Annotated in this window: 20 protein-coding genes; 8 read left to right on the top strand and 12 right to left on the bottom strand. The window is 41.4% G+C overall.

Annotated elements, in window-relative coordinates; genetic code table 11:
• Nucleotides 1-2: 2 nt before the first annotated feature.
• From fliQ to fliN, 4 genes are read right to left on the bottom strand one after another with little or no spacing between them, the layout of a single operon-like run.
• Nucleotides 3-266: a flagellar biosynthesis protein FliQ gene (gene fliQ / locus CH352_RS10755; RefSeq protein WP_100707118.1), complete on the bottom strand. Its 264-nt coding sequence runs from the start codon at nt 264-266 to the stop codon at nt 3-5.
• The gene (gene fliP, locus CH352_RS10750; protein WP_207766691.1) at nt 263-1,057 is read right to left on the bottom strand and encodes a flagellar type III secretion system pore protein FliP; all 795 of its coding nucleotides are present in this window, start codon (nt 1,055-1,057) and stop codon (nt 263-265) included. The genes fliQ and fliP overlap by 4 nt, the downstream gene beginning before the upstream one ends.
• 56 nt (nt 1,058-1,113) lie before the next feature.
• Nucleotides 1,114-1,893 (bottom strand): flagellar biosynthetic protein FliO, encoded by a 780-nt coding sequence (fliO, locus tag CH352_RS10745; protein WP_100707117.1) that lies wholly within the window; start codon nt 1,891-1,893, stop codon nt 1,114-1,116.
• Nucleotides 1,890-2,963, bottom strand: a complete 1,074-nt coding sequence (gene fliN / locus CH352_RS10740; protein WP_100707116.1) for a flagellar motor switch protein FliN — start codon at nt 2,961-2,963, stop codon at nt 1,890-1,892. The genes fliO and fliN overlap by 4 nt, the downstream gene beginning before the upstream one ends.
• A gap of 313 nt (nt 2,964-3,276) precedes the next feature.
• On the opposite strand from fliN, the gene CH352_RS10735 reads away from it, so the two are divergent.
• The 6 genes from CH352_RS10735 to ilvA all read left to right on the top strand — a co-directional run bounded on the left by CH352_RS10735 (nt 3,277) and on the right by ilvA (nt 8,302).
• Complete coding sequence (locus CH352_RS10735) at nt 3,277-3,636, top strand: ArsR/SmtB family transcription factor (protein WP_100707115.1); 360 nt, start codon at nt 3,277-3,279, stop codon at nt 3,634-3,636.
• A 63-nt stretch (nt 3,637-3,699) separates the two neighbouring features.
• Entirely contained in the window at nt 3,700-5,268 is a 1,569-nt protein-coding gene (locus tag CH352_RS10730) for an MFS transporter (protein WP_100707114.1), read from the top strand.
• Between the two features lie 49 nt (nt 5,269-5,317).
• Nucleotides 5,318-5,773, top strand: coding sequence for an SRPBCC family protein (locus tag CH352_RS10725; protein WP_100707113.1), 456 nt, complete (start codon nt 5,318-5,320; stop codon nt 5,771-5,773).
• 67 nt (nt 5,774-5,840) lie between these two features.
• Nucleotides 5,841-6,311: an SRPBCC family protein gene (locus CH352_RS10720; protein WP_100707112.1), complete on the top strand. Its 471-nt coding sequence runs from the start codon at nt 5,841-5,843 to the stop codon at nt 6,309-6,311.
• Between the two features lie 129 nt (nt 6,312-6,440).
• A complete protein-coding gene (locus CH352_RS10715; protein ID WP_100707111.1) occupies nt 6,441-6,659 on the top strand; it encodes a hypothetical protein in 219 nt (72 codons plus the stop codon).
• 101 nt (nt 6,660-6,760) lie between these two features.
• Nucleotides 6,761-8,302, top strand: a complete 1,542-nt coding sequence (gene ilvA, locus CH352_RS10705) for a threonine ammonia-lyase, biosynthetic (RefSeq protein ID WP_207766690.1) — start codon at nt 6,761-6,763, stop codon at nt 8,300-8,302.
• 25 nt (nt 8,303-8,327) lie between these two features.
• On the opposite strand, the gene CH352_RS10700 is transcribed toward ilvA, so the two are convergent.
• Genes CH352_RS10700 through asd form a run of 3 tightly spaced genes read right to left on the bottom strand, consistent with a single transcriptional unit; the run spans nt 8,328 to nt 11,369 of the window.
• Nucleotides 8,328-8,819 (bottom strand): hypothetical protein, encoded by a 492-nt coding sequence (locus CH352_RS10700; protein ID WP_100707110.1) that lies wholly within the window; start codon nt 8,817-8,819, stop codon nt 8,328-8,330.
• On the bottom strand, nt 8,816-9,145 hold the full coding sequence (locus CH352_RS10695; RefSeq protein WP_100707109.1) for a DUF971 domain-containing protein: 330 nt from the start codon (nt 9,143-9,145) through the stop codon (nt 8,816-8,818). The genes CH352_RS10700 and CH352_RS10695 overlap by 4 nt, the downstream gene beginning before the upstream one ends.
• A 1-nt stretch (nt 9,146) precedes the next feature.
• Nucleotides 9,147-11,369: an archaetidylserine decarboxylase gene (gene asd, locus CH352_RS10690; RefSeq protein ID WP_100707108.1), complete on the bottom strand. Its 2,223-nt coding sequence runs from the start codon at nt 11,367-11,369 to the stop codon at nt 9,147-9,149.
• Nucleotides 11,370-11,434: 65 nt separating this feature from the next.
• On the opposite strand from asd, the gene CH352_RS10685 reads away from it, so the two are divergent.
• The gene (locus CH352_RS10685; protein ID WP_423789709.1) at nt 11,435-12,370 is read left to right on the top strand and encodes an LIC_11366 family protein; all 936 of its coding nucleotides are present in this window, start codon (nt 11,435-11,437) and stop codon (nt 12,368-12,370) included.
• Nucleotides 12,371-12,383: 13 nt separating this feature from the next.
• Here CH352_RS10685 and CH352_RS10680 read toward each other — a convergent pair whose 3' ends face one another.
• The 5 genes from CH352_RS10680 to CH352_RS10660 form a co-directional block, all read right to left on the bottom strand.
• A complete protein-coding gene (locus CH352_RS10680; RefSeq protein WP_100707107.1) occupies nt 12,384-13,022 on the bottom strand; it encodes an START domain-containing protein in 639 nt (212 codons plus the stop codon).
• Between the two features lie 110 nt (nt 13,023-13,132).
• Nucleotides 13,133-15,304: a 7TM diverse intracellular signaling domain-containing protein gene (locus CH352_RS10675; protein ID WP_100707106.1), complete on the bottom strand. Its 2,172-nt coding sequence runs from the start codon at nt 15,302-15,304 to the stop codon at nt 13,133-13,135.
• Between the two features lie 88 nt (nt 15,305-15,392).
• Nucleotides 15,393-16,574 carry an acyl-CoA dehydrogenase family protein gene (locus CH352_RS10670; RefSeq protein WP_008592059.1) on the bottom strand — a complete coding sequence of 394 codons (1,182 nt, stop codon included), beginning with the start codon at nt 16,572-16,574 and terminating at the stop codon, nt 15,393-15,395.
• Between the two features lie 143 nt (nt 16,575-16,717).
• Nucleotides 16,718-17,902: a sterol desaturase family protein gene (locus tag CH352_RS10665; protein ID WP_100707105.1), complete on the bottom strand. Its 1,185-nt coding sequence runs from the start codon at nt 17,900-17,902 to the stop codon at nt 16,718-16,720.
• An 18-nt stretch (nt 17,903-17,920) separates the two neighbouring features.
• Nucleotides 17,921-18,703 (bottom strand): SDR family NAD(P)-dependent oxidoreductase, encoded by a 783-nt coding sequence (locus tag CH352_RS10660; RefSeq protein WP_100707104.1) that lies wholly within the window; start codon nt 18,701-18,703, stop codon nt 17,921-17,923.
• A gap of 174 nt (nt 18,704-18,877) precedes the next feature.
• On the opposite strand from CH352_RS10660, the gene CH352_RS10655 reads away from it, so the two are divergent.
• On the top strand, nt 18,878-19,531 hold the full coding sequence (locus CH352_RS10655) for a glutathione S-transferase family protein (RefSeq protein WP_100707103.1): 654 nt from the start codon (nt 18,878-18,880) through the stop codon (nt 19,529-19,531).
• The last annotated feature ends 68 nt before the right edge of the window (nt 19,532-19,599 follow it).

Here is a 19,599-nt window from a genome sequence, read left to right as displayed (position 1 = left end):
ATCTAAAACTTCTCTATCATCAGGAAGAGATCCCTGGTATAATCTGTCATTGTTTGGAGCATCCAACCTGCAAAGATCACAATCACTGCAAAAATGGATAATAACTTTGGAACGAAAGCGATCGTAGGTTCTTGGATAGAAGTTGTGGTTTGCAAAATCCCTATAATAAGCCCTACCACCATCGCAGTTAGCAAAATGGGAGAAGAAAGTTTAAGAGTCACAAACAATGCGTCTCTGATCAGAGTGATTGCATCTACTTCCGTCATTTATAACTCCTTACGAGCTCGTAGACGATTAAATTCCAACCATCCACCAAAACGAATAAGATCAATTTGAACGGTAAACTCACCATTACAGGAGGAAGCATGTTCAAACCCATGGAGAGAAGTGCGGAAGCAACCACAAGATCTACTACGATAAATGGAATAAAAATGATGATCCCGATCCAAAAAGCTTTCTTAATCTCCGAAAGCATAAATGCGGGAATAAGAACGTAATTCGGAACATCGTCAAAGGATTCGACATTCTCCACTTTTCCGATCTTTAAAAATAGAGCGACGTCCTTAGCGCCACTCGTCCCGATCTGCCTCATCATAAATTCTCTAAGCGGGACCATGGACTTATCGAAAAATTCGTTTGTGTCTATTTTGCCTTCCATATATGGATTCAGGCCCTTCTCATACACAATATTCAAGGTGGGAGCCATGATGAAGAATGTCATGAATAACGCGAGTCCCACCATTACTTGGTTAGGCGGAAGGTTTTGGATAGAAAGCGCCCTTCTCACAAAATCCAATACGATTACGATCTTAGTGAAAGAAGTCAGGGACATTACAATGGCAGGAGCCAAAGAAAGAATTGTGACTAAGAACAAGATCATCAAAGAAAGGCTTGTTTCTCTAGGACCTTTCGCTTCGTTCACATTGATATTCAAATTTGGGATCGGGATCCTAGGAGCCTTTGCTTGGGCAAAAGTCTCTTCCGGGATTGCAATGACCAATACTGCAAAAAGAAGAACACCCGAAAGTATCTTCCACATAACTCTATTATGTCTCATACCTTCAGAAAACTTTTTTCCTGCCTCTGTAGCAAACCCCTCTCCCACTTTTCCCCCTAGTTCAAATCGAATAATCCGTTTTCCAGATTATTCCTTTCCTTCTTAATTTCGTCTAACTTCTCTTTGAGTTTTCTCTGTTTCTCTTTTCTTTCACCCGGTGTTTGGCGAAGAGTTTGTTCTTCCTCTTCCGACTTTCCGGTAAGACGAATATTCAAATCCTTTAATTGTTCCAAAGCAGTGACCAAAAATCCACCTTCCGGAGGTTTAAATTCGTCCCTCATTCTTTGGAGTCTCGCCTTAGTCTCCGTATCCGTAATTTCGGAAATTAAATTAATACCGTTATCCGCTACGCCTAATACAAAAATTTGTCCGGTCACCTCTACTATCTGCAACTGTTTGTTCGTACCAAGATTCAAACTTCCAAGTAGATTCATCTCTCCTCTAACAGGAAGAGAACCTTCTCTGGATTTTGCGAGAGTTCTTAAAATCCAATACGCAGCTCCACAAAGAATTCCGAGTACTAGAACGATCCTAAACAAGATCCCTGCGAGACTTGGCCCATCCGAAACAGGCTTGTATCTTTCTTCCACAGGGTTCGGCGTAGACTCAGGTGCCGTTTCCTTCTTCTCCTCTTGTTTAGGAGCAGAAGATTCAGGTGCCTTTTTGTCCGCTGTGCCTAGTTCCTTCTTGAGAACTTCGTCCATTTGTTCTCTTTCGGAACCTTGAGAATATAAACCCCCGGCAATACCCGATAAAATACAAAAGACTCCGAACGCCAAAGCGAGGGAGCCGAATCCTGAAAAAAACGAATGGATCGTTTGAAAAATTCGGCTCATCCGCCTCCCGACTCCGGCTTGATCCTATCCGCCGGACTTACGATATCCGTTACACGCACACCGAAGTTTTCGTCGATGACCACGACCTCACCCTTCGCAATCAACTTGCCGTTTACCAAAAGGTCCACCGGCTCACCCGCGAGTTTATCCAACTCGATGATGGAACCTTCTCCTAAACCTAAGATATCTTTAATGTACATCTTAGTTCTTCCGAGTTCCACGGTCACAGACATTTGAACGTCCATGAGAAGGTTTAGGTTCGGAGTGCTCTGGGCGCCGCTCGCAGTGGCAAGATTCGGGAAAGAAACTCCTTTCATTCCTACTTGAGAAATTCCGCCGCCTCCCATTCCACCTTGGTAGCCACCGGAAGCATAATCTCCTCCCCCTCCTCCACCGGACCTTTTGGAAAGAGAGAGAATATCATTCGCCATAGATAAGGAAAGAATGAACTGAATTCTGAAGGATGGAAGTCCTTCTATCGCTAAGTTGAAGAATGTCCGAACAAGCGGATCACCTTCCGGAAGTACCAATGCAGCTGGAGAAGTTACATGTCTAGTCTCCGCAGGAGAACCATTTACTCCACCGCCGGTTTTAGCAGCGATCTGAGATTGAAGCGCTCCCATAATAGGAGTCAAACTATCTCTTAAAGTTTGGAGCTGGCCTTCGTCCAGGCCGCCCGAATCGAAACCGCCCATCATCATGTTTGCAATACGGGCCGCATTGTCTGCACCCATTGCAAGCACAACTCTTCCGTTCAGATTTCCTGAATAGGTAGAATATAATAAAAACGTGTTGGACTTAAGTTCTGCTTCTACGTCCTTCCGGGATTTTGCCTCGGAAGTAGGATTCATAAAATTAGAAGTTTTGGAAAGAATGGCCGCTAAGGTATTCCCAGCAGTCATAAAACAATGAGAGAGAAAATCGGACAAAAGGTCCCTATCTACCGGAGAAAGACCGGCAGCTTCCTTGGACCCGCCTCCGGCAGCCATGCTACCGCCTGGATCGAATGTATCATTTGCACCCGCTAAAAGGGCGTCTATTTCTTCCTGGGAAAGGGATCCTTCACCCATCTTGGGCACTCTCTCTTAGTTTTGGATTAGGAGACATAATAAAAAGAAATTTGTCGACCCTTTTTTTTCTTGCTCAGAAAATCGGTGGGAAAAGGCCGGAGAACTTTACTCTATTGGAGCTTGAATTTCACCGATAGTCAATTCGTTTCCCAAAAAGCCCCATCTAATGTAACTTCCTCCCTTTTTGGCGAATTTCTTTTCTGTATAACACCCAGACGATCCTCCTAAGTCAGATTTTTTCTGACTTTTATCGTAGAATGGGCTTGACTGGCGATTTAAAGTCCTGTATTTTACCAAATGGTAAATTAACTAAATGGTTAAATACGATACAGAATCCGATCGACTGAGCAATACTTTCGCGGCCCTCGCAGACCCAACAAGAAGGGAAATCCTTCTCTATTTGGTCTCCGGAGAGGCAACCGTTAAAGAACTGGCAGAACCTTTCAATATGAGTCTACCCGGAATTTCCAAACACCTCAAGGTCTTGGAAAAGGCAGGGCTGATTGAAAGAGGAAGAGAGGCCCAATGGAGGCCTTGCAAGATACGACCGGATGGCCTAAAGGAAGCATCCGGTTGGTTAGATCATTACCGTCATTTCTGGGAAGAAAGTTTGGATCGTTTAGATGCGTATCTGCAACAACTCCAAGGTAAAAATACGGAGCCGGAAAAATAGATCGGCTCCTTCGGGAATTTGTCCCGGTGATATATTAGAATTATATAAAAAGGTACATTCAGAATGTCTGAAACTAAAACTGAAAACTCAACCAAAGCCACCAAGAAAGAGTGGATCGGCTTGGCAGTGATCGCACTGCCCTGCCTGCTATACGCGATGGATTTAACGGTTCTATATCTGGCTGCTCCTCAATTATCAGCGGATCTGAATCCTACTCCTTCTCAACAATTATGGATCATGGATATTTATGGCTTCTTAGTCGCTGGATTTCTTGTGATCATGGGAAATTTGGGAGATAGGATCGGGCGTCGCAAACTTCTTCTCTACGGAGCGGCAGCATTCGGGGTAGCATCCGTTCTTGCAGCATTCTCTACTAGTTCAGAAATTTTGATCCTGACCCGCGCGATCTTAGGGATCACTGCAGCCACTTTAGCACCTTCTACATTATCATTAATTCGTAATATGTTTTTGGATCCGGAAGAAAGGACTTTTGCGATCGGTATTTGGGGAATGAGTTTCTCTTTAGGTGGAGCGATCGGTCCTCTTGTGGGCGGAGTTCTATTGGAATATTTCTGGTGGGGTTCCGTTTTCCTAATGAGTGTTCCGATTATGATCCTTCTTCTTATCGTTGGCCCCAAACTTCTTCCCGAATTTAAAGATCCAAATTCAGGTAAGATGGATCTGCCTAGCGCGGTCCTATCTTTGGTATCCGTACTTTCTATTATCTACGGCTTGAAACAGATTGCAGAGAATGGTTGGGGATTCGTTCCCATTCTTACGATTCTTGCTGGACTTTTGGTCGGAGCGATCTTTATCAAAAGACAAACTACTCTTACTGATCCGATGATAGATCTTCAGTTATTCAAACTTCCCGCTTTCAGCGCTGCGGTTGTGGGAAATACGATGACCATCTTCGTGGCATTAGGAACCTTCTTGTTCATTTCCCAATACTTACAATTAGTTTTAGGACTTTCTCCTTTAGAAGCTGGACTTTGGACTCTTCCAGGAGCAGTGGGCAACGTGATCGGTTCTCTTGCAGTTCCAATGATCGTTAAACACACTCGTCCGCTATATGTAATGTTAGGCGGTTTAGTATTAACTGCTATCGGAATGTTCCTATATGCCCAGATTAATATGGAAAACGGGATTTGGGTGATCATTGTCGGAGCTTTGACCATGTCTCTTGGGATATGTGCAGTCGTGATCTTGGGAACGGATATCATCGTTAGCTCCGCTCCTCCGGAAAGAGCAGGAGCTGCAGCATCCATTTCAGAAACAGCGGCCGAATTCGGTGGCGTTCTCGGAATCGCAATCCTTGGAAGTATAGGCGTCGCAATCTTCAAGTCCAGGATCAATTCAATTGATCTTCCAGGACTTACTCCAGAGCAATGGGAAAGTTCTCATAATACTTTAGCTTCTGCGGTAGCCGTAGCGAAAGAACTTCCGGAACCAAGTAAGCAAATATTGCTCAATACCGCCCGGGACGCATTCACTGATTCTCTACATTTTGTTTCCCTTTTAAGTGTTGGGATCTCAATTGCTTTGGCATTTGCGATCTTCTTCATTTTAAAAGATAGAAAAGAACGGGAAGTAGTCGCAGAACCGGTAGAATTGGATAAAGCAACTAGATAATATTAGAATAATATAAGTTTCGATACTAACTATAAATAAGGAAAATAGAATGAAGGCAGAAGTTTCTATCGTAGGAAAAGAAATTATAGGGGTTAAAACTTTAGATGCCCCAAGAGAATTAGTTTGGGAAGTTTGGACTGACCCGAAGCAAGTTGCTATCTGGTGGGGGCCCAACGGCTTTACGAATACAATTCATGAAATGAGCGTAAAACCGGGAGGGATCTGGAGATTCACAATGCATGGTCCAGACGGTACGGATTATCCTAATCACATTCAGTTCATAGAAGTGGTTAAACCTGAAAAACTTGTCTACGATCATGGAGACGATTCCAATCCGAAACAATTCCATGTAACCGTCCTTTTCGAAGAAGAAGGTTCCAAAACCAAACTTACTATGAGATCCAGATTCCCGAGCGAAGAAGCGATTAAAAACGTAGCAGATTTCGCATTGGATGGGCTTAGAGAAACTCTGGGACGTCTAGAGGTATTCCTGGAAAAGAAATAAGAAGTTTCTGACCTATTCCGGAGTATTTTCGAATATAATAATTTTATAAAGATGGAAGAAGAATCGTATGAACGAGACCAAACAACCTGAATTTAAAGAAATGATACTTACTAGGACTATAAATGCTCCAAGAGACCTAGTTTGGAAGGCTTGGACAGATCCTAATATGGTATCGCAATGGTGGGGTCCACATGGCTTTACCGCACCTCTCTGCCAGTTGGATCTTCGTTCCGGCGGAGAATTACTCATCCATATGAAAGATCCTGAGGGTGGGATCAATCCGATGAAAGGTACATATAAGGAGATCGTTCCTAAAGACAAGATCGTATTCTCCTCATATATCGCATTCGAGATGGATGGCAAAAAACCTGCTGCTGAAATCCTAATCACCATTCTATTTACCGACAAGGGTTCTCAGACCGAACTTCAAGTGCGCGCACTTCCAATCAAGGTGGATCCGGAACTTTATCCTGCAGTGGAAGGTATGGAAGAAGGTTGGACCCAAACCCTGGATAAACTTACAGCGATTTTCGCTTAATTGATCCGGATCCGGTATATATTAAATAAACATTAAGGAAACAGAATATGAAAGTAAATCCGTTGCAAATAATAAGTTTTTGGATCATCATCTTTCCTTTCCAAAAAGGAAAAAGAGCCGGAGCTTAAGATGGACTCAAAAGCGGGAAGTTACTCCCGCTATTTTCATAAACCTACCAACAATGAAGAGATCCAGACAAAAGAAACTCAGCATGAACTTTTTCGTAAGAAAAAGATCTTCTTTACAGCTCTCTTTTCGGTTCCGGAAGAAAAGAAGGAGATAGGTAGATTCTGGACAGAAGCCTTAGAAAGATTAGCGGAACTTCTCCGCAAGATCCAAGGATCTTAAAACTTCAGTATTTTTGACAATAGGCGGAGGAAGATTCTCCTTGGATCAAAAAATCTTTGGAAGTAAATCCGAGTAGATTAAATTCTATCCCCAAGAGCTAAATGCTCTTAGGGATTTCCTTTGTGATAAATTATATCCGCAAAATTTTAGACGCGAGAGTTTACGATGTCTCGGTCCATACACCCTTAGACCCAATGATCAGAATGAGCCAAAGATTAAATTCTTCGGTTCTTTTAAAAAGAGAGGATCTGCAACCGATCTTCTCCTTTAAGATCAGAGGAGCGTACAATCTAATTTCCAGACTTTCTCCTGAGGAAAAAAGATCCGGAGTAATATGCGCTTCTGCAGGAAATCATGCACAGGGAGTGGCACTCTCCGCTCAAAAATTAGGGATCAAAGCAACTATCGTCATGCCGATCACTACCCCATCCATCAAAATAGAAGCGGTTCAATATTTTGGAGCAGAGATTGTTCTGTACGGAGATACTTTTGACGAAGCCTATTCTTATGCTAGGAAATTAGAAAAGGAGAAGAAGCTAAAATTTATACATCCTTACGATGACCCGGACGTGATCGCAGGGCAAGGCACGGTAGGTTTAGAAATTTTACAGCAATATCCAGATCCGATCGAAGCTGTTTTTATCCCAATCGGAGGCGGAGGGTTGGCTGCAGGTGTCGCCTCTTATATAAAATTTTTAAGACCTGAGATCAAAGTAATCGGAGTAGAACCTTCTGACGCAGCTTCTATGAAAGAAGCCATCTCTGCAAACAAAAGAGTTATCTTAGATAGAGTTGGGTTGTTTGCGGACGGAGTCGCAGTCAGACAAGCCGGAGAAGAAACATTCAAAGTTTGTAAAGAACTCTTGGACGATATATTAGTAGCAAATACCGATCAGATCTGTGCCGCAGTGAAAGATATATTCGAAGACATGAGAGTGATCGCGGAACCTGCAGGAGCTCTATCTCTCGCAGGCTTAAAATCCTATACAAATCAAAATCCGAATCGAACCGGAGCACTCATCGCGATCAATAGCGGTGCTAATATGAATTTTGATAGACTCAGACATGTGGCGGAAAGAGCAGAAATCGGAGAATCCAGAGAAATTTTACTCGGAGTTACCATTCCGGAAAAACCCGGAAGCTATCTTAAATTTGTCCAGACCTTAGGAAATAAGATCATTACCGAATTCAATTATAGATACGCCACAGACAAACAAGCTCACGTATTCGTTGGTTTAAAATTGAAAGGCTCCCATTCTGAAAAAGAAAAAGTAATCTCGGAATTGGAATCCTTGGGTTACGAAGTTCTGGATATAAGCGCTAATGAAACTGCTAAGATCCATATCCGTTACATGGTTGGAGGAAGAGTTTCCGAACTAAAAGATGAGATTATCTTAAGATGTGAATTCCCGGAACGCCCGGGCGCTCTCTTGAAATTTTTGGAATCAGTAGGGACCAATTGGAATATTACATTATTCCATTATAGGAATCATGGAGCGGATTACGGCAGGGTATTAGTTGGGTTTCAGGTTCCTTCTCCAGATAGGGAAGGTTTTAGAGAAAGACTTAAAAGTTTAGGATACCCTTATGAAGAAGAAACGAATAACCTAGCTTATAAAATGTTTTTGCGAACGTTTGATTAAGAACGGTAGTAGACAATGCTAATTTTTAGGTATCTACTCTAAAATAGGCCCTTTTGACCATTTTTTGGATATCATATCTTCGCCCTGGATCTTCTCCAAAACAAAAAAACATGATCCCGTACATTATGTTTTCCTTAAATAAAGTGATATGTAGAATATGAAGATTACTTCCCTTATCCTTATAATACACTCTGAACGCGGGGCGACCTGCTACTTCTAATTCTCCGAATTCAAGTATCCTACCATTTCCTTTTTTGATGGATTCTATGATCCCCATCTGGAAATCCCGATTTAATGCGCCTTGATCCACAGGTTCAGTTAATTCCTTTCGAGTGATCAGAACACTTGCCGACTCATTATAATCTTTTGCCGCAAAAATCCCTCCCGCAAACGGTTCCATAGGGAACCAATCGAAAGGAATAATCAGGTTGAGAGGAGAATTAGGTTCCTTCTTTATTTCTGGAGAAAGAGATGAGAATACAGAAAATATCAGAAAGACAAAAAGGACCCGATTCATGGAATTCCCAAGTCCCCAGGTTCTCCCTGCCAATAGAGTCTGAGAGAATCGAAGCTATAAATTCCGGTATTGTGGTAATCTCCCCAAACCAAATTAATTGCGTATCTTCCCACCTTAGAAAAAGACAATAATTTGGCCTCTTTGATCCCGCTAGTCGTCGCTCCTACTTTTCCCCCATGGCCTCCCTTGCAAACTACGCAAGGGCATCTTTTCCTGAGTTCCAAAAGAGGAAATTCGGAGACGACTCCATCTTTCCATTCAATTTTTAGAATATTCTCATCGAATTCTATGTTTTCCGGTGTGGTCGATTTTAAACTAAGACTCATATTATCTAGGAAGTTTTAAGACCTGTTTTCTGAAAGTTCCAATCGTGGTTCCGTAGGTTACCTTTTCGTTAAGAGGAAGGTCAGCAAAATCAAAAGTATCTCTTTCCAGGATCAAGATCACTGTGGAACCCATTTCAAATCTTCCCAGTTCCGCACCTTTTTCGATCATAATGGAAACGTCTTTATAATCTTCTTCCTTAGTAGTTCGGATCAAAGTATTAGTGATGATCTTTTTGTCGTAAGTTACACGGATACGACCTACATTCGAAGCACCTACTTTGATTACCGCAACCAGTCCGAATTCGGTTTGCAAAAATGTGATCAACCTTTCATTCTTAGGGAAAAGGCCTCTGATCCCAAACACTGCCAATTCGTTTACCGGAAAAAGTTTTCCAGGTTCATAATAATATCCTAATATTCTTCCGTATGCAGGAGAATGGATCCTATGATAATCCTGAGGAGAAAGATAGAATGTGATATATTTTCCGTTCTGGAATTTGGAAAGATACTTATCCCCACCTATCAATTCTTTTAGGTTATAATCCACACCTTTTGCCTGAAGGATCACTTGGTCGTTAATATCACCGAATCCTGTGATCCTTGCATCCACAGGAGAAACAAGCGCATTCTCCGCAGAGTCTATAATCCTTGCACCGGCCTTTAAGGCTCTTGTGAAAAATTGGTTTAAGGAATTATACTCTTGGATCTCGAGCTCCGCTTCGTTCAGGTTGATCTTATACGCTTTTGCAAATGCCTTTAAGATCGGGATCATGATAAATCTAGGCAGTCTTAAAGCAGCCAAGATCCCAAAGAGCAAAGAAACCAAGTTTTTCGGCAGAATAGAAAGAAGAAGGAGGTAAAAGTCCTTAAAGATTTCGTAATGTGCCCCACCCTCCAAGAATTTCCGGAGTTCACCCTGGGCCACTTTAGCCAAAAGAACCAAACTAATTAGAACCGGCACGGCGGTAATAAGCGCAAGCCCGTAACCGATACCGAATACTTGTAATAGAAACCCTTCTCCATATTGGACATACGCGTATGCTGAACCAAGCAAAGACGCTACGAATAAAATCCGATAAGCGTTTGCGAATTTTTCTCCGAAGATATAACGAGCGTTTTGTTCTCCAGTATAGAACCATCCGGAGATTGCAACTATGGAGAATAATAAGAAGGATGCAATCAAAGCAAGTCTTGCAGGATCAGTAGGACCGTTTATTAATACGAATAAGAAATTTTTAACAGACTCAAGGTCCTTTACCCCAAAGGAGAATAATGCATAGATCACCAAAGTAGAGATCACAAAACCTTCGAAGAATGTTGCGAGCATACTCACAATCCCCTGCTTTGCAGCGGAATCAGTACGAACCACTCCAGCTACCCCTGCACTTTTTCCGATCCCAGTTTCAGTGGATAAGAAGAACATTCCAGTTCCAGTACTGAAAATCCTTGCAAGAGAAAAACCTCCTCCAAGCAGCAAGGAGAATGGTTGCATCGCTTCCTTAAAGACTGCTTCTAAGAATGCATAAAAATTTCCTAAATGATCTCTAAACAATAGAACATAACTTAAGAAAAATAGAATAAGGCCTATAGGAGCAATATACGAAGAAACTCTTCCAATCCTTCTGATCCCACCTAACACTACGAACACGACTATGATGGAGATCAAAAACGGAACAGTCATCCCTTGGATATCCAGTCCATTCTGCGCTAAAAAGGAAGCTCCTAAAACCGGGATTGCACTTCCCATTGAAAGTACAGTCAACAAACAGGCCAAAGAAAAAGCAATAGCGAGCCATCTAGCTCTAAGTGCCTTTTCGATAAAATACATTGGACCCGAAAGATATCTTCCGCTTTCTAATTTAATCCTGAATCGGATCGCGAGTGTAGAAGAAACAAAACGAAGTGGCATGATCAGAAAACTGGAAAGCCAAATCCAGACTAAAACTCCCGGACCTGCCAGTACCAATGCTAATGCGGAACCGAGTACTGCTCCAGGAAGTAAAGAGGAACCAGTTCCGGCATAAAATGCTTGAGAATGTACCAAACGTCCTCGGGAACCTTTATAGTCCATGTTCCCGGAAAAAATTTTAAACGCTAAAAATAAAAAACGAATTTGTGGAAACTTTAATCGAATGGTTAGGTATAACCCTATAAAAACTAAAAAGTAAAAATACGGTTTTAAAAGATCCAAATCCAAGAACGGAAATAGTTTAGTTGTCAGCATTCCAATCCATCTTTTCCTTAAAAATAAAGGCTTTTACAATTCTTCCCCCGGAAAATTCTGCTAGCATGCCGGGTTCCTACACAGTTTTCACGCATACAGTCCCAAAACCACTCCTTTTTAGAAAGCCGTCCGGCCCCAGTGGAAGAAGAGCAAATTTCTATTCGATCATCATGACTGGGCTTTTGTTTGGAATGATTTCCTTAGGAGCGGAAGAAAGCGTCACGACAACCCCTAAACTGAAGGAAATGCCTGAAAACAGGGTTTCCGAGCCTTCAGATACTTGGGAATTCGGAGCTAGATTCGGTTTTGGAATGAGAGGGCCGAATAGATTCGATCAGAATTTAAACGGTTTTAGTTCCAACTTGAATCCTCTAGTGGCCAGCCAAACAAAGCAGGAAAACACAAGAGGAAGTATCCAAGGAGAATTTTTAGCGAGGACCAGACTGAGCGAAAATTTTAAGATCGGGATGATCGGAGGATATAGATATTTCGATCCGTTTCATCTCACGAATTTAACTTCCGAGCCTTTTTATACGAACCTGAATTTCCAAATGGAAAGTTTTTACGTTTTAGGAATGGTCTGGCAAGAAGGTAGACTGAACAGATACTTCCGTTGGGAGACCGGGTTAGGACTCGGGATCACAAGAGCTTTGTGGGTGACAAAAGGTTACGCAACAAACGGAAAAGAATACTACCAACAAAATGGAAACATGAGAGGAAGTGGGTTGGAATTCCGACTGGAAGGTTCATTGATCCATCCAATCAACGAACGAGTCAGCCTAAGTTTCGGAACTTATTTAGCCTGGATCAATATCACTTCCTTTGACGGTTCCTTTAACGGAGATACCTCGTCCTTCTATGTGAGACAAGACGGCAGGGTTTCCCCACTAACTGAATCAGCTAACCAAGACAATATACTACTCTCCAACCAATATTCCAGAAAGTTGGACATGCAGTCCGCGTATGGCGGACTATTTTTCGGTGTTAATTATAAATTATAAAATCCTAATTTACTTATTTAGGAACGGGAAGGATCAGATCCGGATGTTTGGGAGAATTGACATACTTAGACTCGGTCACCTTCTCTTTCATTTTCCTTAAAGTTTCATAAGGAATATCCACTACTACAAAATTTGCTATCGAAGCAGGAATACTTCCACCCGGTTCGCTTAGGATTTGATACGTGACTTCTATCTCGTCTCCTACCGGCACAAATTTCCAAAAACCTTTGAGAGTACCTCTCACTAGTCCTTTTTTCTCAGCGACAATATTTGCGATAGGTCGAATTGTATAAGTCACAGCCCCAGTTGTTTTGTCCTGGCTGAAAGTAGTGTGGATCACAAAGTCTCTGTCATCCACAGGCCAAGGAGCGCCATTCTGAATATAAATATACTTTTCTCTTGTATTTAAAACTTTAACCGCTTCCGCATGTTTACAATTTTTGAACCAAGTCACGTAATTCGGATTGTCTTCCATTAGAGAGATCACAGTATTCAGATCCGTTTTGAGTTTTGTTTTTCCTCTAAACTCTTTTAGTTCCGAACCTTCTACAGGTCTCGTATGGACTGTGATCCCATTCTTATCCTTCTCCAAATCCCAAGAGAATATTTGAACTGGAATCAAAAGAAAAATAATAAGATATAAATGTTTCATAAGAATACTTAAACCTCTCGGCAAATGATTACGATCAGAACCAATGATCTAACCTGATCAAAAATCAGATCAACCGTAAAATTGGATTAAACTTTATAAGTTAGTAAATATTAATCAATATCTAAGAAGCTCGGTTCTCTTTTATATTTGAGAGGTTTTTGAAGATATTTGATTAAGAGGACCTTATTTCCTTTTTCGTTAAATTTTACCACGTCGAAAACTTTCCGGGTCATCATTATCCCGCGACCATGTGTATAACTTTCCTCGTTTAGTTTTTCTCCGTCCAAATTTAACATCTTCTTAAAATCAAAACCTTCCCCCTCATCTTCTATCTCGAATCCGATCCGTTTCGAATTTAGGGAATAAGCTACTTTTACGTTCCTTGCCCCGTAAAAAGCCTCCCTTTGCCTTTTTTGGATGAATTCCATATAATTTCCGGACTTCATCGCTTCTGTTTTTTCATCGAAGCTAATCCCTAAATTTCCATGTTCGATCGCATTGATCAAAACTTCTCTAAGGCAAGTTCGAATTGCAGTGATCACTTCGGAACCGGCGAACTGGCTTAGGTTAGAAGTAAGTTGCCTACTCAGGATATCCGCATTTCTAAGATAATTATTCACCGTAAAATGCATACTCTCCGAGATCAAAAAGCGGGATAAAATGTCTTCAGAGATCTCCGAAACTTTACCAAGAACCTTTCTTCCAGCTTCACTCTCAAAAGATTGGAGACGGATCTTTACCGGTTTAGGTTCCATTACATATTTCTGTTTGAACTCAGAATGGAATTCGACCGTCTTTCTGGCCCTTAAATGTTCTTCTAATTTTTCTTTTGCGAGAAGAAGAACGATTGAACCTTCCTGGGTATCTACAGTATAGATCAGATCTAAGAAATTTTTACCTTCTACTTCCGCAGGTTTATAGCCAGTGAGTCTTGAAAGAGTACGATTTGCGTCCTTAATATTCCCCTCCTGGTCCAATGTAAGAAGAAGTTCTTCTGCTCCTTCAAACAAATTCCTAAATCTAAGCTCGGACTGTTCTATAGCTTGTTTAGCTTCATTCAAATCTTCTACCTTAGAGGAAAGATCCTTGGAGAGATCATTGACTCTATCCGCTAAAGCTAAAGCCAAGAGAAGAATATGCATTGCAGTTCCGATCTCCACCCCCCAATACGCTAAAGAGATTGTATGAGGAATGATACCGGAAAACCGGAGAATAAATACAAACGCTCCCGTAACTAATACAAACCAGGCACCCAAAAAGAAAAGCGCAGGTCTTAAATTCCTCGAAAATCCCTGGAAGCCCAAATATAAGATCGCAACCAAAGTGATCGTAGACAGAAAAACATAAAGTGCCAATGCGAAACCGAATGGGAAAAAATATCCGACTACAACAAGTATATAAGATAAAATTGATATTCCCTTTAGTAATTTGTTGGAATTCGGATAATTATTGGGAGCATCAAAATAGAACCTAATAAAATCCGCAGTGGTCCCGGAGACCAAAAACGTAAAAGAAGTGATGATATGACTTGCCCACACCACGGAGTTCGGCCAGAAAAATTGGAAAGAATATCCTTGAAGGGACCACTGTGCGAGCACTCCGGCACCAACATATCCGAAAAATGCCAAATACGTTTTTTCCTTTGTGGATAAGAACAAAAACAGATTATATAAAGCCATTACCAAAAGAGATCCGAAATAGATCCCGAGTAATATCTGCTCATTGCTTATATTATGGAAAAAATCCTCAGACTTATACGCAAAGGCGGCAAAGTTGACCGAACTTTTGGTTTGGATCTTTAGATAGACTGTGTCCTTCTCTCCGGCTTTTAACTCTAAAGGAAAGCTCGGAAATCTATATTGGATAGGTCTTTCACCAAAAGGGATTCTATCTCCGCCTCGGAACAAAACCTTGTTTCCTTTGGAGGCAAGATACAATTCTGCCTTGTCCAATTGACTATAATGGATTTCCAAAATCCAAGAAACTGAATGAGAAGATCTGTTTTCTATGGGGATCTTGAACCAATGAGTCAGATCCGAATATCCCAAACTCGCAGAAGAAAGAGGATAAAACTCTTTCTTTTGCATTTTTTCGAAGCCTGTATCACCCTCTTCGTCCGCCCAAACTTCCGCATAGGAAACCAAAGAAATCCCATCATAAGGTAGAGAAGACGGATCGAACGCAAAAACCGGACTGAAAATGGAAAAGGTCAAAAAAGTGAACGAGAGTTTACAAAAAACTCTCCAAGACAAAAAATTCTGAATGTCTAAAAGTCTTTTCACTCTTTTTAAAAAACCGGAGGGAAAAGTTTGACTTCTGCCGGATCGGCAAGCAAGTCAAAATTCTCCCCTTGGAGACTAAAAGAGAATTTTACCCTTTTTTGTTTTTGGATGCCGCATCTTTTATGAGTCCTGCGGCAATTTCGTTCCTCTGGATCTGGCTTGTGCCTTCGTAGATCTGTAGGATCTTAGCATCCCTGTAAAATTTTTCCACAGGGTATTCTTTGGTGTATCCGTAGCCGCCAAAAATTTGCACCGCGTCGGATGCCACTTGGACTGAGGAATCGGATGCATAACATTTTGCCATTGCAGAAAATTTTGCCGCATCTTTATGGAAAGTTTCCGCATACACTCCAGCCTTGTAAGTCAAAAGTCTGGAACCTTCTATCTTGATTGCCATATCGGCGAGCATATGTTGGATCGCTTGGAAAGAAGCAATCGTTGTTCCGAACTGCTCTCTTTCTCTTGCATATTCAATTGCAGCATCGAATGCACCTTGCATAAGCCCAACCGCACCGGCTGCGACTGCAGGTCTAGAAAGTATAAGGGTTTTGAACGCATGTAAAAATCCCATATTCTCTTTTCCACCCAAAAGATTTTCTTCCGGGATCTCACAGTCTTCCATTATGAGCTGTCTTGTTTCAGAACATCTGATCCCCAGTTTATCTTCCTTCTTTCCGAAGGAAAATCCTTTGGTTCCTTTTTCTATGATAAAACATGAAATCCCTCTTGGGCCTCTGTCTTTATCAGTCATCGCAAACACAGTATAAATATCAGCTTGGCCGGCACTACTGATCCATTGTTTGGTCCCATTCAGAACATAACGGTCCCCTTTTTTCACTGCGGTAGTCGCCATCGCAGGAACATCGGAACCTGCACCAGGTTCGGATAAACCGAATGCAGCAGTTTTTTCGCCTGAAGCAAGAAGAGGAAGCCATTTGTCTTTTTGAGCCTTGGTCCCTCCCACATCGATCGGCAAAGCTCCTAGTTTTGTGGAAGTGAATGCGGTATTTACTCCCAAACACCCCCAGGAAACTTCTTCAGCGAGGACGATACCTCCCATCATTCCGTAACCTAGTCCGCCATGTTCTTCGTCGAACAAAGCCTGGTACAATCCTGCTTCTTTAAATTTTTGTAAAATAGCTTTCGGATACTCGTTATTTTCGTCGTAGTGCATTCTGTTCGGAACGACTTCCTTTCTGACTACGTCCCTGACCAGTTCTCTGAGTTGTTGTAATTCCTCTGGTAATTCGAATTGAAGCGGTGAATTCAAGCTTGCCTCCCAATGATATTCTTTTTCAAATTCGGATTTTGATTCCTAGGCAATCTTTAGAAGAAGGTATGGATTGATCAAGCGAAGCTTTTCACTTCGCCTGATAGAATCAGGCTATATTGTTTGTTACACGAACTAAAATATTATTTTAGATTCCAAACTAGAAGACACAATAACACAAACTTCAGGACTTCCCATTTTTCCATCTTAGCTCTTCCGTTCCATACTAGACCCAAACTTAAGAATGCAAAGAAAAACCAAACTCCAAAGCCTGAATACAAGGCCAGAGACATCTTTCCTAATTTTAAAAGTTTTAATAAGTAAGCGGAAAGTCCCGCAAGAACTATGAACTGTAAAACTCCATATACCTTTCTGGAATTAGAAATAGACGGATCGAATTTTGTATAAGTGGACCTGTTTATTTCAGGTACCTTCTTCTCTCCGCCTAACGAATCAGGTCTCCAGTCGGGTTTTTTAATAAGAAGAAGAAGTTTATCTTTCCAACCAGGAGTGGCCTTCACTAAATTCCAAAGAGAAACATATACATGTAAATTTGCCCAGATAGGATTGAATGTAGGAAGAGGTTCCGTTAGTCCGTAGATCGGCTCCTTCTTCTCTTCCGCATACGTTCCGAACATGCGATCCCAGAGGATCAATATTCCTCCATGATTCTTGTCCAAATATTCCGGATCTCTTCCGTGATGGACCCTATGATGAGAAGGAGTGAGTAAAACTTTTTCCATCCAGCCAAGCTTTCCAACCAGTCTAGTATGGACCCAGAATTGATAGATCTTTAAGATCCCGTGACAGATAAAAAACATCCACCAAGGAATTCCGAGTAGAGCCAACGGAAGATTGAAAGCATATTCGAAAATTCTCTGGAACATGGATTGTCTAAGTGCAACAGTCAGATTAAATTCTTCGCTGGAATGATGGGTTACGTGGCAGGCCCAGAGAAAATGGATCTCATGAGTTGCCCGATGGAACCAATAATAAATAAAATCCACAGCGATCAGAACAAACGTCCATGCAAGAAATGATCCTAAATTGAATTCCCAGCCGTTAGCAGTTTTTGCAAAAGGAGATGAAGACGGAAATTCCGCTACATGAAAAAGACTTTGGATAGAATAGTATATTCTAATTTTGTCATATAGAATAATGGCACCTAAAGTGATTATAACTCCGGTAAAAGAGTATAAGATCCCAGTCGCCAAATCGGAGATAGAGTCGTTCCATCTATAGATGGATCTCCTTCTCCCCCATATAAATTCCACCAAAGCTAGCCCTAAGAAAAAAGGAACCGCCTTGTCCAAAATCGTTTCTTGCATATCCCCACACTCTTCTATCTAGTTTACTGTATTTAAGAATTTTGCCAATTTACGGACCAAGAACCTAGGAGTGATCCGAATAGATTGTGCCATTACCTTGTTTGCCATTCCTGAGATTACAACCGCCTTGCCTGCTTTAACGCCTTGGTAACCAATCTTTGCAACATAAGCCGCATCTGCCTTGGGCACAAGAGCGCTATTCAAGATCGCAGACTTATCCATCTCCGCTCTTTTGAAAAATTCTGTTTTAGTCGGCCCAGGACAAAGACATGTAACATTCACACCATCTTTCCGGACTTCTTCCGCAATACCTTCCGAAAAGAATAGAACGTATGCTTTGGAAGCATAATAATTTGTCATCATCGGACCAGGCTGGAAAGCTGCAGTAGAAGCCACGTTTAAAATTTTTCCCGTATGTCTTTCTCTCATGTCCTTCAAAAACAGATGAGTCAACTCCACAAGAGAAGTCACATTGACTTGGATCAGATCCAATTCTTCTTTCAGATCTAAAGAATGGAATTTTCCGTTTGTCCCGAAGCCTGCGTTGTTCACCAGAAGATCCACAATCGCTTTTTTCTTTTTAGCGAAGTCGTAAATTTTTTTAGGAGACTTCGGGTCGGATAAATCTGCGGAAAGGACTTCTACATTCGCTCCTAAACTTTCCATTTCCTTTTTTACGGAGTTTAAGGTTTTAAGATTTCTTGCTACGAGTATCAGATCGTAACCATCTTTTGCGGCTAATTTAGAAATTTCATAACCGATGCCTACGCTTGCTCCGGTAATTAATGCTGTTTTTTTCATGATTTGGAAGATTCCTTTTCAAAAGACTATAAGTGTTTTTTCGCTGCCAATTTTAGATTTAGATTTCCTTTCAGGAAAGTAGAAATTGAAAATTCATCCAAGTTCCTATTCTTTCTGATCTTTCATGAAAAAGACTTTACCACTTTGCTTCTGATTGGATGATCCTAGGCTCTTATGATAAAACTATACGGTTACCCGATCAGCAATTATACGAATAAGGTCAAATTGGCACTTTTAGAAAAAGGTTTGGAGTTCGAAGAGATTCGCACCGGTTTTTCTCAAGATGAGGAGTTCCTGCAAAAAAGCCCGATGGGAAAAATTCCTTATTTAGAAGTAGATGGAAAATATCTGGTAGAGTCCCAAGCTATCCTGGAATTCCTAGATGATGCTTATCCCAACACCAAACGTTTGATCCCTTCCGATCCCTTTGAAGCGGCTGAAGTTAGAACGATTATATCTTTCATCGAAAATTATATAGATATCCCTGCCCGCAGATTGTACGAGTCGATCGTAGAAGGTAAAACGATCTCACCTGAAACTGTGGAATTCACAAGACTCTCCATCCAAAAAGGAGCGAGAGCGCTTTCCAGAGTGGCAAAATTTTCTCCGTACATCGCTGGAAAAGAATTCACTGCGGCGGATTGTTCTGCGTTTGCCACCTTTCAGATCATAAGCGATCATATCGCAGATTGGATCTCTCCGAATCCGCTCTTCGAAATTCCGGAACTGCAAGAATATCTGGATATGATGATGCAGAATCCGAATGCGGTAAAAGTGGACAAACCGAAGTCAGTCGTAATGAAAGCTTTAAAAAGACTCCGCAAATAGAGCGGATCTAAACTTAGATTTTGTGCGCTGCGTTTTCTATTCAGAAAATAAAGAACTTTCATTTCAAA

The organism is Leptospira hartskeerlii (genome assembly GCF_002811475.1).
Classification (GTDB): Bacteria; Spirochaetota; Leptospiria; order Leptospirales; family Leptospiraceae; genus Leptospira_B; species Leptospira_B hartskeerlii.
The sequence above is the reverse complement of the archived record's forward strand: the minus strand, read 5'-3'. Positions and strand labels throughout refer to the sequence as shown.

Coding starts and splice junctions, on each gene's coding strand:
- fliQ (WP_100707118.1), bottom strand. CDS start 266: ATGACGGAAGTAGATGCAATCACTCTGATCAGAGACGCATTGTTTGTG.
- fliP (WP_207766691.1), bottom strand. CDS start 1,057: ATGAGACATAATAGAGTTATGTGGAAGATACTTTCGGGTGTTCTTCTT.
- fliO (WP_100707117.1), bottom strand. CDS start 1,893: ATGAGCCGAATTTTTCAAACGATCCATTCGTTTTTTTCAGGATTCGGC.
- fliN (WP_100707116.1), bottom strand. CDS start 2,963: ATGGGTGAAGGATCCCTTTCCCAGGAAGAAATAGACGCCCTTTTAGCG.
- CH352_RS10735 (WP_100707115.1), top strand. CDS start 3,277: ATGGTTAAATACGATACAGAATCCGATCGACTGAGCAATACTTTCGCG.
- CH352_RS10730 (WP_100707114.1), top strand. CDS start 3,700: ATGTCTGAAACTAAAACTGAAAACTCAACCAAAGCCACCAAGAAAGAG.
- CH352_RS10725 (WP_100707113.1), top strand. CDS start 5,318: ATGAAGGCAGAAGTTTCTATCGTAGGAAAAGAAATTATAGGGGTTAAA.
- CH352_RS10720 (WP_100707112.1), top strand. CDS start 5,841: ATGAACGAGACCAAACAACCTGAATTTAAAGAAATGATACTTACTAGG.
- CH352_RS10715 (WP_100707111.1), top strand. CDS start 6,441: ATGGACTCAAAAGCGGGAAGTTACTCCCGCTATTTTCATAAACCTACC.
- ilvA (WP_207766690.1), top strand. CDS start 6,761: ATGCTCTTAGGGATTTCCTTTGTGATAAATTATATCCGCAAAATTTTA.
- CH352_RS10700 (WP_100707110.1), bottom strand. CDS start 8,819: ATGAATCGGGTCCTTTTTGTCTTTCTGATATTTTCTGTATTCTCATCT.
- CH352_RS10695 (WP_100707109.1), bottom strand. CDS start 9,145: ATGAGTCTTAGTTTAAAATCGACCACACCGGAAAACATAGAATTCGAT.
- asd (WP_100707108.1), bottom strand. CDS start 11,369: ATGCTGACAACTAAACTATTTCCGTTCTTGGATTTGGATCTTTTAAAA.
- CH352_RS10685 (WP_423789709.1), top strand. CDS start 11,435: ATGCCGGGTTCCTACACAGTTTTCACGCATACAGTCCCAAAACCACTC.
- CH352_RS10680 (WP_100707107.1), bottom strand. CDS start 13,022: ATGAAACATTTATATCTTATTATTTTTCTTTTGATTCCAGTTCAAATA.
- CH352_RS10665 (WP_100707105.1), bottom strand. CDS start 17,902: ATGCAAGAAACGATTTTGGACAAGGCGGTTCCTTTTTTCTTAGGGCTA.
- CH352_RS10660 (WP_100707104.1), bottom strand. CDS start 18,703: ATGAAAAAAACAGCATTAATTACCGGAGCAAGCGTAGGCATCGGTTAT.
- CH352_RS10655 (WP_100707103.1), top strand. CDS start 18,878: ATGATAAAACTATACGGTTACCCGATCAGCAATTATACGAATAAGGTC.